Source organism: Mesorhizobium sp. WSM4311 (assembly GCF_002295115.1).
Lineage (GTDB): Bacteria > Pseudomonadota > Alphaproteobacteria > Rhizobiales > Rhizobiaceae > Mesorhizobium.
This window is the reverse complement of record NZ_NSFV01000014.1, coordinates 17120-30519: the sequence shown is the minus strand read 5'-3', so window position 1 is coordinate 30519 and position 13400 is coordinate 17120. Positions and strand designations below refer to the sequence as shown.

Annotated in this window: 14 protein-coding genes; 10 read left to right on the top strand and 4 right to left on the bottom strand. The window is 65.3% G+C overall.

The genetic code is table 11. The annotated features are described in order from the left end of the window. Nucleotides 1–75: 75 nt before the first annotated feature. Entirely contained in the window at nt 76–1086 is a 1011-nt protein-coding gene (locus tag CK226_RS27810) for an NAD(P)-dependent alcohol dehydrogenase (RefSeq protein WP_095775171.1), read from the top strand. Nucleotides 1087–1143: 57 nt separating this feature from the next. On the opposite strand, the gene CK226_RS27805 is transcribed toward CK226_RS27810, so the two are convergent. Genes CK226_RS27805 through CK226_RS27795 form a run of 3 tightly spaced genes read right to left on the bottom strand, consistent with a single transcriptional unit; the run spans nt 1144 to nt 4906 of the window. Next, on the bottom strand, nt 1144–3456 hold the full coding sequence (locus tag CK226_RS27805) for a xanthine dehydrogenase family protein molybdopterin-binding subunit (RefSeq protein ID WP_095793516.1): 2313 nt from the start codon (nt 3454–3456) through the stop codon (nt 1144–1146). Further along, nucleotides 3453–4436: a xanthine dehydrogenase family protein subunit M gene (locus tag CK226_RS27800; protein ID WP_095793515.1), complete on the bottom strand. Its 984-nt coding sequence runs from the start codon at nt 4434–4436 to the stop codon at nt 3453–3455. Before CK226_RS27800 ends, CK226_RS27805 begins: the two co-directional genes overlap by 4 nt. Beyond that, nucleotides 4433–4906 carry a (2Fe-2S)-binding protein gene (locus CK226_RS27795; protein ID WP_095789350.1) on the bottom strand — a complete coding sequence of 158 codons (474 nt, stop codon included), beginning with the start codon at nt 4904–4906 and terminating at the stop codon, nt 4433–4435. Before CK226_RS27795 ends, CK226_RS27800 begins: the two co-directional genes overlap by 4 nt. Before the next feature lie 245 nt (nt 4907–5151). Here CK226_RS27795 and CK226_RS27790 point away from each other — a divergent pair, with 245 nt between their 5' ends. From CK226_RS27790 to CK226_RS27760, 7 genes are all read left to right on the top strand, one after another. Further along, the gene (locus CK226_RS27790; protein WP_095793602.1) at nt 5152–5766 is read left to right on the top strand and encodes a TetR/AcrR family transcriptional regulator; all 615 of its coding nucleotides are present in this window, start codon (nt 5152–5154) and stop codon (nt 5764–5766) included. Nucleotides 5767–5770: 4 nt separating this feature from the next. Continuing rightward, a complete protein-coding gene (locus CK226_RS27785) occupies nt 5771–6007 on the top strand; it encodes a hypothetical protein (protein WP_095793514.1) in 237 nt (78 codons plus the stop codon). A gap of 92 nt (nt 6008–6099) precedes the next feature. Continuing rightward, nucleotides 6100–6846, top strand: a complete 747-nt coding sequence (locus CK226_RS27780) for a DeoR/GlpR family DNA-binding transcription regulator (protein ID WP_095793513.1) — start codon at nt 6100–6102, stop codon at nt 6844–6846. 103 nt (nt 6847–6949) lie between these two features. Continuing rightward, nucleotides 6950–8521 carry a sugar ABC transporter ATP-binding protein gene (locus tag CK226_RS27775; RefSeq protein WP_095793512.1) on the top strand — a complete coding sequence of 524 codons (1572 nt, stop codon included), beginning with the start codon at nt 6950–6952 and terminating at the stop codon, nt 8519–8521. Continuing rightward, nucleotides 8518–9504: an ABC transporter permease gene (locus tag CK226_RS27770; protein ID WP_095789353.1), complete on the top strand. Its 987-nt coding sequence runs from the start codon at nt 8518–8520 to the stop codon at nt 9502–9504. Before CK226_RS27775 ends, CK226_RS27770 begins: the two co-directional genes overlap by 4 nt. 73 nt (nt 9505–9577) lie before the next feature. After that, entirely contained in the window at nt 9578–10726 is a 1149-nt protein-coding gene (locus CK226_RS27765; RefSeq protein ID WP_095789354.1) for a substrate-binding domain-containing protein, read from the top strand. Nucleotides 10727–10749: 23 nt separating this feature from the next. After that, the gene (locus CK226_RS27760) at nt 10750–10980 is read left to right on the top strand and encodes a bestrophin family ion channel (RefSeq protein WP_348629100.1); all 231 of its coding nucleotides are present in this window, start codon (nt 10750–10752) and stop codon (nt 10978–10980) included. 19 nt (nt 10981–10999) lie between these two features. On the opposite strand, the gene CK226_RS27755 is transcribed toward CK226_RS27760, so the two are convergent. Beyond that, nucleotides 11000–11272, bottom strand: a complete 273-nt coding sequence (locus CK226_RS27755) for a hypothetical protein (protein ID WP_019859410.1) — start codon at nt 11270–11272, stop codon at nt 11000–11002. Between the two features lie 216 nt (nt 11273–11488). Between CK226_RS27755 and CK226_RS27750 the strand changes: the two genes are divergently transcribed. Together CK226_RS27750 and CK226_RS27745 are read left to right on the top strand one after the other, a co-directional pair. Further along, nucleotides 11489–12649, top strand: coding sequence for a hypothetical protein (locus CK226_RS27750; RefSeq protein WP_095793511.1), 1161 nt, complete (start codon nt 11489–11491; stop codon nt 12647–12649). Next, nucleotides 12642–13400 carry an ABC transporter ATP-binding protein gene (locus CK226_RS27745; protein WP_095789356.1) on the top strand — a complete coding sequence of 253 codons (759 nt, stop codon included), beginning with the start codon at nt 12642–12644 and terminating at the stop codon, nt 13398–13400. Before CK226_RS27750 ends, CK226_RS27745 begins: the two co-directional genes overlap by 8 nt.

The window sequence follows — 13400 nt, the reverse complement described above, 5'->3', positions numbered from 1 at the left end:
AAATGGAACGATTATCCATAAATAGCGCAACAGATAGGTTCACTCAACCATCGATCGTCTCACCGGAGTGAAACCATGAAAGCCATCGAACTGAGCCAACCCAGGCTCGACGCCTTCCGTGCCGCCACCGTCGCCACCCCCGAACCGCAGCGCGGCGAGGTGCTGATCCGCCAGCGTGCGGCAAGCCTCAATTTCGTCGATGTCGCGGTGGCGAGCGGCAATTATCCGGGCCCGAGCTTTCCGCTCATCCCCGTCGCCGACGGCGCCGGCGAAATCGTCGCGCTGGGCGAGGGCGTTACGAGTTTCAGCACCGGCGATCGCGTCGTCGCCCATGCCAAGCCGCGCTGGATCGGCGGCCGGCCGCGGCCCTACGAGATGACGCAGATGCGCGGCATCTCGCTGCCGGGGTCGCTGGCCGAATATGTGGCGCTGCCGGCCAATTCGCTCGTGCCGGTCCCGGCGCATCTCTCCTTCGAGGCGGCGTCGACATTGCCGATCGCCGGCACCACGGCATGGAATGCCATCCGCGCCGCCAATGTCGGGCCGGGCTCGGTCGTCGTGCTGCTCGGCACCGGCGGCGTCTCGATCTTCACCCTGCAGCTGGCGAAAGCCGCAGGCGCCACCGTCATCATCACCTCGTCGTCGGACGAGAAGCTGGAACGGGCGAAGGCGCTGGGCGCCGATCATCTCATCAACTACCGCGCGACGTCAGACTGGGACGGCAAGGTGCTTGAGCTGACGGGCGGGCTCGGCGCCGACCTCGTCGTCGAGACCGGCGGCACCGCCACCTTCGCCCGCGCCGTCAACGCCACCGCGCCCGGCGGCACGCTGTTCACCATCGGTTTCGTCACCGGCGCCGAGGCCACGATCAACCTGCTGCCGATCATCATCAAGGCGCTGAAGGTGATCGGCAACAACACCGGGTCGGTGTCCGACCTTCGCGACGCCGCCCGCGCCATCGGCGCCGCGGGGATCAAGCCGGTCGTCGACAAGGTGTTTTCACCTGACGAGGCGACCGAGGCCTACGCCCACATGGCCGCCGGCGGCCTGCACTTCGGCAAGCTGGTGTTCGGGCTGGAGTGGTAGGGGCGAAAGTGACCGAGCGCGTAATCTCCACCGCAAAAGGAGATTACGCGCTCCATTTCAGATCAGCTTCTCCAGCGTGATCGGCAAATCGCGTACCCTCTTCCCCGTCGCGTGGAACACCGCATTGGCGATCGCGGGCGCGACACCGACGATGCCCAGTTCACCCACACCCTTGCCGCCGAGCGCCGAGGAGTGCGGGTCGGGAATGCCGACCGAGATCACCTCGATGTCCGGGATGTCGGCATTGGTCGGCACCAGGTAATCGGCGAGGTTGTTGTTGACGATGCGGCCATGGCGACGATCCATGATGCCTTCTTCCAGCAGCGCCTGGCCGATGCCCATGATGATGCCGCCCTTCCATTGGCTTTCGGCGAGCTTGGGGTTGTAGAGCCGGCCGGAATCCAGCGCCGACACCACGCGCGAGACGCGCACCGTGCCGAAATCCTCGTCGACGCGGACCTCGATGAAATGCGCGCACCAGGAATAGCGCGAATAGTCGCCCTCGGTGTGCGGCAACGCCATGGCGATGGTGGTGTAGTTCTTGTAGCGGTCCTCGGCGGTCGAATTGGCCGGCATGGTGTCGCCGGTCGCCTCGATGCGGTCGCGGCCGACGCTCTTGAGCAGTTCGGCGATCGAGACATCGGGACCGTCGCCGCGCGGCGAGCCGATGCGGCCATTGGCGACAACCAGAGTGTTGGCCTGCAGTGCGTGGAAGGGCGAGCGCGGATCACTGATGGCGAGCCCCACCAGTTGATCGAGCGCTGAGGTCGCGGCCTTGTGAACAGCACCCGTCATGACGCCGGCCAGGCGCGAGCCGCCGCTGACGCCGGCGCGGGCAAAGCGGGAGTCGCCGAGCTTCACCACAACATCGTCGGCCGGCACGCCGAGCGTCTCGGCGGCGGTCTGCGCCAGGATGGTGTAGGTGCCCTGGCCCATGTCGATCGAGGAGCTTTCGACCTCGACCGAACCGTCGGCCAGGATGCGCACGACGGCCTCGCCATAGGCGCGCCGCACCGGATAGGTGCCGGCGGCGACGCCCCAGCCGATCAGCTGGTTGCCGTCGCGCATCGAGCGCGGTTTCGGCGAGCGCCTGGACCAGCCGAAGCGTTCGGCGCCCGCGGCAAAAGCCTCGCGCAACTGCCTGGTCGACCAGGCCTTTTTCGCGTGCGGATCCTGTTCGGCATAGTTGCGCAGGCGGATTTCCAATGGATCGATGCCGACCTCATAGGCGAGCTCGTCGATGGCGCTTTCGATGCCGAAGGCCGAGGGATTTTCGCCCGGCGCGCGCATGGCGCCCGGCACCACGGAATTGACCCGCACGACATTCTGCTTCGAGGAGAAATTCGGCGTCGCGTACATGATCGAGGTGACCGAACCCAGCGGCTCGACCCACATGCCGTCGATGGACGTTTCATTGACGCCGCGATGCACGATCGACTGGATCACGCCGTCGCGGTCGGCGCCGATGGTCACGGTCTGGCGCGTCGCGGCGCGGCCGCCATAGCCGGTAAAGGTCTGCGGCCGCGTCATCACCAGCTTCACCGGGCGGCCGATCATTTTGGCGGCACTTGCCGCCACCGCACCGTGGCTCAGCGCCAGCGCCTTGGAGCCGAAGCCGCCGCCAATATAGGGCGAGACCAGCCGCACATTCTCGAACGGCACTTCGAACCATTCGGCATAGGTGCGGGCCATGCCGTCGAGCCACTGGCTCGGCTCCCACACGGTCAGACGATCACCTTCCCAGCGCGCAATCAGGCCATGCGGCTCCATCGGCGCCTGGTATTCGCGCGGCGTGTTGTAGGCGGCGCAGATGCGCACCGGCGCGGCGGCGAAGGCGGCGGGCGCATCGCCCCATTCCTTGGTCATGGCGTCGATCGCAATGCCGTCACCGGCCTTGCCGTCGCTGAGGTCGACGATGGAAGGCGTCTCGTCGTAGCTGACGTTGACCAGGGCCGCCGCGGCGACCGCCTGCTCGAAGGTTTCGGCGACAACCGCCGCGACATGCTGGCCCGAGAAGGTGATGTCGCGGGCCAGCGGGCAATAGGGCTTGTCCGGCGGCGTCGTGCCGAGCCAGTCCGACGCGGTCCTCAGGCTGATGATGGTATCCGGCGTCAGCACTCGCAGCACGCCGGGCGAGGCTTCAGCGCTTGCCGTGTCGATCGCGCGTACCTTGCCCGAGGCGATCGTGCTTTCGACCAGCACGGCGTAAGCCAGTCCTTCGAGCTGCTGTTCGACCGCGTATTTCGCGGCACCGGTGATCTTGGCCGGGCCGTCGACGCGCGACAGCCGGCCGCCGACGGCCTCCGCCAGTGTGCCGTCGGAGGCGTCGCCCCGTTTCGATTCACCAACTCTGATGTTGTGAACGGTCATGCCGTCTCTCCCAATTTGAGGATGGCGCGCGCGACAACGCGCGGCGCGAGCTCGATCTTGTAATGGTTGGCGCCATGGTCGACGGCGCCTTCGACGGCGAGCAGGCTGGCGGCACGGACGGTTTCCGGCTCCAGCACCTTCCCCTTCAGGGCGTCTTCCACGGCACGGACGCGCCAGGGCTTGGTCGCGACGCCGCCGAGCGCGACGCGCAGATCGCGGATGGTGCGGCCATCTGCTTCGAATTCGATGCCGACAGCGGCACTCGCGGCGGCGAATTCATAGGATTGCCGGTCGCGGATCTTCAGATAGGTCGAGCGGCGGGCTGCTGCGGAGCCGGGGATTGCAATTGCGGTGATCATCTCGCCCGGCTCGATCGCGTGTTCCCTGTCGGGCGTGGTGCCGGGCAGCAGGAAGAAGTCATCCACCAGAAGCTTGCGCTCGCCCAGATGAACTGTTGCGTCGAAGGCGACCAAAGCGGTGGCGAGGTCGCCGGGATACATGGCGATACAGGCCTCGCTGGTGCCGAGCACCGCGTGTCCCCTGGTGACGCCGCCGATGGCCGAGCAGCCGCTGCCTGATACACGCTTGTTGCAGGCGGCAAAATTCGCGGGATCGCGGAAATAGGGGCAACGCGTGCGCTGCATCAAATTGCCGCCGATGGTCGCCATGTTGCGGATCTGCGCCGACGCCGCCTGCCACAGTGCTTCCGAGATGGCGGGGAAGCGGCTCTTGATGTCGGCATGGTCGGCGACATGGCCCATTCTGGCGAGCGCGCCGATGGTGGCGCCGCGCTCGTCGACCGCGATCCGGTCGAGCCCCTTGAGATGGGTGATGTCGACCAACGTGTCGGGCTCGGCGACGCCGCATTTGGCGAGGTCGATCAGCGTGGTGCCGCCGGCCAGCAGCATGGCGCCGGGCAGGGCGGCCGCCTGGCGTGCGGCGTCAGTGGAAGTGGCGCGCAGGTATGAAAAATCCCTCATGATGCGAACTCCTGGGCTGCCTGGCGGACGGCGGCAACGATGTGCGGATAGGCGCCGCAGCGGCAGAGATTGCCGGCCATGTATTCGCGGATTTCCTCGTCGGAGCCGGCATGGCCCTCGCGGATGCAGGCCACCGCCGACATGATCTGGCCGGGCGTGCAATAGCCGCACTGGAAGGCGTCCCGTTCGAGGAAGGCAGCCTGCACGGGATGCAGTTCGCCCTCCCGTGCAAGCCCCTCTATGGTGGTGATGGCGCGGCCCTCGGCTTGCGCGGCCAGCGTCAGACAAGCCAGCACGCGCTCGCCGTCTATGTGCACGGTGCAGGCGCCGCACTGGCCATGGTCGCAGCCCTTCTTGGTGCCGGTCAGGCCGAGCCGCTCGCGCAGAGCATCGAGCAGCGTCACGCGCGGCTCGATCTGCAATTCGTGGTGCCGGCCGTTGATGTCGAGATGGACGGGGATTTTCGTCATGGGCGTCTGGCTCCAGTTGCTTGACGCTGAGGGGAATGATCTGGTGTCGGGGCGGGGGAGGGCAAGGGCGTCTTCGTCAATCCCCGGCTGGCAGGGGAGCTGTGGCTTGCGGCTTTGAAAGACGTGACATACCCGTTCCCCTTCTTATATGATGAAGGCACTCCACTAAAGCGGAGGTGCCTCCGTTTATTACGTGGGGGCTGACCCGGCCGGGTTCAAGCCCCTGACACAATGTGGAGAAAAAATTGGCCGTCGAGCCGTCCGCGATCGCCGAAACGAAGACCGCCGCAGAGGAAAAGCCGCTGCGCGCGGATGCCCGGCGCAACCGCGACCGGCTGGTCGAGGTGGCGGCTTCGGTGTTTGCCGAGCGCGGCATCGATGCCTCGCTGGAGGAGATCGCGCGTCGCGCCGGCGTCGGCATCGGCACGCTCTACCGGCATTTCCCGACGCGCGAGCATCTGGTCGAGGTGGTCTACCGCCGCGAGGTCGAGGCGCTGTGCGCCGCCGCCGGCGAGCTTGCCGCGAAACATCCCTCCGATGTCGCGCTGGAAGAATGGATGCGGCGCTTCGTCGACTACATCGCCACCAAGCGTGGCCTGGCGACCAGCCTGCGCATCCTGCTGACAACCAATTCCACCCTGTTCTCCGACACGTCGGGGCGGGTCTCGCAGGCCTTGCGCCAACTGGTCGAGGCGGCGGTGGCCGACGGCACCATCCGTGGCGACGTCGATGCCTCCGACGTGCTGCACGCGCTGTCGGGCATCTACTCAGCGCCCGATACGCCGGAGTGGCGCGACCGTTCGCGGAGGCTGGTCAAGCTGTTGATGGACGGGTTGCGGTTCGGGGCGGGGAAGGGCTGACATCGTGGACGACCTCAGCTTGCTGCTGACAAGGTTCGTCAGCGGGGAGGACACCAGCCTGGCAGCCGACAACAATCTGGAAGCGTTGCTCGACGCGGCCTATCCCGACGATCAGCTTGTTCAAGACGTGGTCATAGATCTCGCGAGCTATAGACCCGGCGGCGGCCCATTTCTCTTCGATAAGCTGGAGATTCAACGGCGCTTGCATCGCCTTCGCGATTATCTTTCGCGCCGCACCTAAAGAGATCTAGAGCGAAGCGGGACGCAGGGCTTGCAACCAAATGCGAGCGGTTGTTAAAATCCTCACATTTCAAGGGATGCACAGGCCAACGCATGACGGCTCGCAAGGCGCAAAGGACGGCACGGCTTATCGATCTGCTGTCGCAGCGGCGGGTTATCCATCTCAGCGAAGCGGCAGCGCTGCTCGGCGTTTCCGAGATGACGGTGCGGCGTGACATCGCCACCAACCAGGGGCAGATCGCCTATCTCGGCGGGCACATATTGGCGGCGGCCGAGATCGAGGCCGATATTCCCTATGAACTGGCGACCGCGGCCGACAGCCATGCGGCGGCCAAGCGCGAAGCCTGTGTGCATGCGGTGCGCAAGATACGGCCCGACGAGACGATCTTCATCGACTGCGGCACGACGCTGATCCATCTGATCGATCTCATTCCCGACAATTATCAAATAACGGCAATATGTTACGCCATGAATGTCGCGGAACGCCTGAGCCGCAAGCCCAATGTCACCATCATCATGCTGGGTGGTGTCTATCATCCGGCCTCGGCGTCTTTCTCGGGCACGCATGATTTCGACATTCTGAACAGCGTCGGCATCAACGCAGCCTTCCTGTCGGCCGCCGGCGTCGACGCCAAGCGCGGCGCCACCTGCGAGCATTTCCACGAAGCGGTGGTGAAGCAGAAGGTGATGAGCCTGGCGCGCGAAAATTATCTGGTCATCGACTCGAGCAAGATCGGCAAGCTCAAGCGCGCCTTTTTTTCGGCCATGGACGGCTTCGACGCCATCATCACCGAACATGGCGAGGTCGGGCCGGATTCATTCCTGCCGCAGGCCGTTTGACATTTTACTGGTCTGATGGAAAAGTCACAAAAAAAGTAAGAGAAGTCTCAAAAGGGACTCGACGGGGGTAGGGGACGCGTCAACGGGAGGAAGTGCGGGCGTCATGGTCGAACAGGGTTCGATTGCGCTGATTTCCGAGGCTCCCTTGCTGCGCGTCGAGGGCGTCAGGAAGCGGTTCGGCGGCGTCAATGCGCTGCGCGGCGTCAGCCTCGAGATCCTGTCCGGTGAAGTCCACGCACTGCTCGGCGAAAACGGCGCCGGCAAGTCGACGCTGATCAAGATCCTGAGCGGCGTGCACGTGCATGATGGCGGCTCGATCGAAATCGACGACAAGCCTGTCTCGTTTTCTTCGCCCGCCCAGTCGCGCGATGCCGGCGTGGCGGTGGTTTACCAGGATCTGAGCCTGGTCGAGTCGCTGTCGGTCGCCGACAATCTGCTTTTGGGGCGAGAGCCGCAGACGCGGCTCGGCTTCCTGAAAAAGCGCCAGCTGGTGGCGCAGGCCGAGGCCTTCCTCAAATCGCAGAACATTCCGCTCGATGCCCGCGCCATGGTCGGCTCGCTGCCCTTCGCCTATCGCCAGATGACCGAGATCGCCAAGGCGCTGATGGGCGATGTCCGCCTGCTCATCCTCGACGAGCCGACCTCGGCGCTGACCGATGATGAGGAGAAGATCCTGTTCCAGGCGATCCGTGCAGTCGCAGCACGCGGCGTCGGGGTGATCTACGTCACCCACCGCCTCAACGAAGTGTTCCGCATTTCGAACCGGGTGACGGTGTTCCGCGACGGCCAGAACGCCGGAACTTTCGTCACGGCGCAAACCAATATGCGGCAATTGGTCGGCGCGATCGTCGGGCCGGATCACGCTGTGCTAAAAGCAGATGGCGCCGCATCCGGACAAGGGCAGGCGCCGTCCGCCGGTTCCTCTGAAAAGCCCGTGCTCGAATTGAAAGGCGTCAGCAATGACCGGCTCGACGGGGCCAGTCTCGAATTGCGCGCGGGCGAAATCCACGGCCTTGCCGGGCTGATCGGCAGCGGACGCACCGAAATCCTGCAGACCATCTTCGGCCTGCGGCCCATCCAGTCGGGCGAGGCCAGCTTGGACGGCGTGTCGCTGAAGGGAACAGACCCGGCGGCGGCGATCGGGCAAGGCATCGCACTGGTGCCGGAGGACCGGCACGTCCAGGGCCTGGTCCTCGAACATTCGATTGAGCGCAATCTGACCTTGCCGCGGCTGCCTTATTTCTCGCGCCTTGGCTGGCTGCAGCGCCGGCCGGCGAGCGAACATGCCAATGCGGCGATGCGCAGGCTGGCCGTGAAGGCGCCAAGCGCGTCGACCATGGTGAAGAACCTGTCGGGCGGCAACCAGCAGAAGGTCGTGTTCGGCAAATGGAACGAGCCACGGCCGCGCGTGCTGTTGCTCGACGAGCCGACGGTCGGGGTCGATGTCGGCGCGCGCGAGGAGATTTACGGCGTCATTCGCACTGCTGCGGCGGCCGGCAGCGGGGTGCTGCTGGTGTCTTCGGACCTCTCCGAATTGCTGCAGCTCTGCGACCGCATCTCGATCGTCGTCGATGGCCGCATCACCAGGACGATCGCGCGGCCGGAATTCGGCAGCGCCGAGGACCTGCATCACCTCATTCAACTTTCGCAGTCATCGGAAGAGCGCGCGGCATGACCGACATCCACAGCCCGGCAAAAGCCGCCACCAACCAACCGAGCGGGCGCTCGGCCTTGCAGCATCTGCTCAAGGGCGAGCGTCCCTACATGCTCTATGTCGCCTTCGCCGTCATGCTGATCGTTTTCAGCCTGGCGTCACCATGGTTCCTGTCTATCGACAATTTTCTCAACATCGGCCGTCAGACGACGCTGGTGTCGATCATTGCGGTGGGCATGACATTCGTCATCATCTCCAGGCAGATCGACCTGTCGGTGGCCTCGACCCTGGCACTTTCGGGCATGAGCGCGTCGCTGGCGATGGCCTTTGTCGCCAACAACTGGGTCGTCGGCGCCGTGGCCGGGCTGGGCACCGGGGCGCTGATCGGGCTGCTCAACGGCGTCTTGACCACGCGTCTGGAAATCCCGTCCTTCCTGGTGACATTGGGCACGCTGAGCGGCGCACGCGGGCTGGCGCTGATGGTCACCAACACCAAGCCGGTCATCATCACCAACGAGTACTATTTCGCGATCTTCGGCGAAGGCTCGGTGCTCGGCATCCCGGCGCCGATCCTGTGGACGCTCGGCGTCACCATCGCCGGCATCTTGCTGCTGCACTACAGCGTCTATGGGCGGCGGGTTTACGCGGCGGGCGGCAACCCGACGGCGGCGCTCTATTCCGGCGTGCATATCAAGCAGGTCACGACGCTTGCCTTCGTGCTGACCGGCACGCTCGCCGGGCTGGCGTCGCTGATCCTGTCGGCGCGCTCGCACGCGGCGCGGCCCGATGTGGTGCAAGGCATGGAGCTCGATGTCATCGCCTCGGTCATCCTTGGCGGCTGCAGCCTGTTCGGCGGCCGCGGCTTCGTGCTCGGCACGCTGCTCGGCAGCCTGATCATCGGCACGCTCAACAACGGGCTGGTGCTGCTCGGCGTCAGCTCGTCACTGCAACTCGTCATTAAAGGAGCAATCATCGTCGCCGCTGTCGCGTTCACGAGGAGGTAAGGCGCACGCGGAAATCAGCAGAAGCCGCCGGCTCCAAACGGCAAGACAATATCAACAATCAACGGAGGAAGTCATGAAATCGGTTCACTCGCTTTTCTGCACATTGAGCCTCGCCGCCAGCGCCTTCGCGCTGTCGACGACCCTCAGCCTCGCGCAAACGCCGGACACCTGCGTTAGCGGCGTCGACATGGCGACGCTCGGCCCCAAGGGCATTGTCGGCCAAGGCCCGCACGGTGAAAAGGCAGCCTCGCCCGACGAGCTGAAGCTGACCGATGACGAGGCCGCCAAGGTCAAGGCCGGCAAGTTCAAGGTCGGCATTTCCATGCAGACGGTGAACCTCGACTGGTCGCAATTGCAGGTGCAAGGCATTAGCGAAACGCTGGCCAAATATGGCGTCACCGTCACCGGCGTGGCGTCGGCCGAATATCAGGTCGACAAGCAGATCGCCGATATCGAGAACACCATCCAGCAGCATCCGGACGGCATCATTTCCATTCCCGTCGATTTCACCGCGACGGCGCCGACCTACAAGAAGGTGGGCGAGGCCGGCATCAAGCTGGTGTTCATGGACAGCATCCCGGTTGGCCTCTCATCTCCAAAGGATTTTGCCTCGATGATCTCGGCCGACAGCCAGGGCAACGGCCAGATTGCTGCGCAGATCCTGGCCTCCTGCATGCCCAAGGGCGGCACGATCGGCCTGGTGAATTTCGGCGTCGACTATTTCAGCACCAATGAGCGCACCAAGGGCGTCGGCGAGTGGATGAAGAAGAACCGGCCCGACATCGTCATGAAGCAGGTCGACTTCACCGATCCCTCGAAGGTCTCGCAGATCTCCGGCGACTTCCTCACCGGCAATCCGGATGTGAAGGGCCTGTTCGCGGTCTGGGACCAGCCGGCGCTGGACACGCTGTCCTCGATGCGGGCGCAAGGCATCGACATTCCGATCACCACGGTCGATCTCGGCCTGCAGTCGGCGATCGAAATCGCCAAGGGCGGCCCGCTCAAGGCTACCGGCTCTCAGCGCCCCTACGACCAGGGTGTGGCCGAGGCGATGGCGATGATGAAGGCGCTGATCGGGCAACCCACGCCGGCCTGGGTCGGCGTGCAGTCGCTGCCGGTGGTGCAGTCCAACGTGCTGGAATCCTTCAAGACCGTCTTCCACAAGGATCCGCCGGCCGAGCTCGTCGACGCCTGCAACAGCGCCAAGCCGAAGTGCAATTGAGGTAATTGAGGTAATTGAGGTAATTGCGTGGGCGCGGGAGAGATCCCGCGCCACCAGCCGGAACGACCATTCTGGGCTGGGCCTACATGTCTCTCGACCAGGTCGGCGAGAGCAGCGCCAACCCATTCGAAGGCAATGCCAACGACGTTCCGATCTCGCAGATCTGCCGCGACATCGAGATCGAACTGCGCGCCGGACTTGGCGAGGCTGACCTGCCCAAGCCCTTGCTGCCCGTCAACGACATCGCGACCTGAAGTGCCTGATCTGGCGCGGCTACGCTTTCGCTTCGACGAGGATCACCAGCGATTCCGGCACCACGCCATCGTGCGCCATGGCGTCGGCGGCCGCCTTGCTCTGCATCAGCGCGGCCATCTTGTCCATGTCCGGCACGTCCATCATCACGGCCACCCGCTTCGGGTTCTGCGGATCGACGAAGGTGCGGATGTTGGTGATCCCCAGCGAGCCGAAAAGCTCCTTGCGCTTGGGTGAACTGAGCCAGTGCTTGCTGTCTTTCGAGATGTTGTGATGGCCGATTACGGTTGGCATGGCATCCTCCCCAGGGTGACGCCGGCGGTCGATATCGCCCGCCTGATGCTGCGATCCACCTGTACGGGCCAGTGAGCGCTGTTTCCCGTAGACTGTCAATTAGCGGTTGCTGATATACGTCCGTCCCGGGGACTGAGCCACGACGGCCCTACTGGCGGCACAATCGTCGCCGACCTATGTCGATGTCCAACCGCTGGCGATCGCAAAGATGGAACAATGCGGCACGACAGGCTTGTCCTGACCCTGATTTGGCGCGAGCTCTCGGCTGGCCTGCGCTCGATGCGCCGACGCGACCTTGCATGGATCGTCGCTGGCGGCGGGGCGCTGCTCGCCTACGCCATTGCCGACATCGTCGTCGCCTTGCAGGCGGCATCCACCGCGCTGCGGCAGGCACAGGCGCTGTGGACGGCCGGCCTGCCGGGATCGCTTCTTTGCCTTGGCGGCTTCGCCGGCAGTGCAATCGCAAGACTTTGCCTGTCGTGTGCCTTCGCGCCGTTCCTGAAAGCACTGCCGCTTTCACTCATGGAGCGCCGGCGCATGGCGGCGGTGGCGGCATGCGCGCTGGGCGTTCCCCTTGCCTTCATCGTCGCGGCGACAGTGGGCCTTGGCTGTTTCGTCATCGCAAAGCCACTGGCGCCGGCCTGGGGTCTCGGTGCCGCGATGCTGTTTGGCGCCGGATTTGGCGCGGCGGCGGTGCTGCGCCTGCGGAGCGCTCGCGGCCTGGTCCACGCCGACAATACCGATCCGGTGAGCGATCCGGGCGGGCGCCGCCCGTCGCTCGGCGCCTTCGATCGATCGACGCCGGCCTGGCTCTCGAGCTGGGCCTGGGGTCTGCCCGCCGGGCGCGTAAGGTTTTCATGGCGGCTGGCGGGAGCAGGCATCCTTTTCGGCCTCGCGGCGGTCGTTGCCGGCTCCATCAGCCTTGTCCACCATGATGCCGTGCCGGCGGCCATGGCAGGGCTGACCGGGGGCCTTCTGGTGTTCATGCTGAGCGCTCGGTTCCATCCGCTCGGCTCGCCGGTGCTGCGCACGGCTCCGCTCGGCTTCGTCAGGGCCTGGCTGCGCCTGGCGCGGCTGCCGCTGCAGTTGTCGCTTGCCTTCTTTCTCTTGCCGGCGGGCGCCGCCCTGGCGGCGGAGCCGTCGGCCTGGGCGATGCCGCTCGCCAGCGGCTTCTGGCTGCTGGCGCTGAACGGCGCCTATGCGGTGTTTGCCGCCTATTTCATGACCGCGCCGTTCGTTGCCGCGCTGAGCTTCCTCGGCGCCATTGCCTACGCCAGCTACGAGACGCTCGAATATGGGCGCACGGTGCTGATCGGCTTTGCCGCCCTTGTCCTGTTTCTGTGGCTCCAGGCGCAACGGAGATATCGCCATGGATAGCAGCGTCGATCCCGCCGAAATCCTCGCGGTTCGCGGGCTCAGCGCCGGGTATGGTCGTCGCGCGGTCGTCAGCGGCATCGATTTGTCGCTCGAACGGGGCGACGTGCTGGGCCTGCTCGGCGCCAACGGCTCGGGCAAGTCCACCTTGCTCAGGGCGATCACGGGCCAGATCCGGCCGCTCGGAGGGACCGTGGCGATCGACGGCGCCGACCTTGCCAGGGCACCGGAACGCGCCAAGTCAGGCTTCGGCCTTGCCGTCGATCCATCCGACCTGCCGGCGGCGCTGAGCGGGCGGCAATACCTTCAACTCGTCGCCTCGATCCGCGGTTGCGCCGAAGACGACTGGCCTGGCGTCGATGTCGCCGAACGGCTCGGGCTCAAGCGCTGGATTGAACGGCCGATCGCCGAATATTCACTCGGCACGCGGGCCAAGATCGCCATTGCCGCGGCCTTGCTTGGCGCGCCACCGCTGCTGATCCTCGATGAGTCCCTGAACGGCCTCGATCCGCTCGCCGGCTTTGAGGTGAAGCGCATCATCCTGGCCCTGGCTTCCAGTGGCCGCCATGCCGTCATCATCTCTACCCATGTCGTGGAAGCGGTGCCGGGACTGTGCAACCGCGCCGTCCTCCTGGCCGATGGCCGCATGGCGCGCGACTGGCACGCAAGGCAACTGGCCGAGGCTGGCCAGATGCGCGGCGCCTTCGAAGCCGAAGTCATGCAGGCACTGACGGTCCAGGCGGTCGATGGGTGA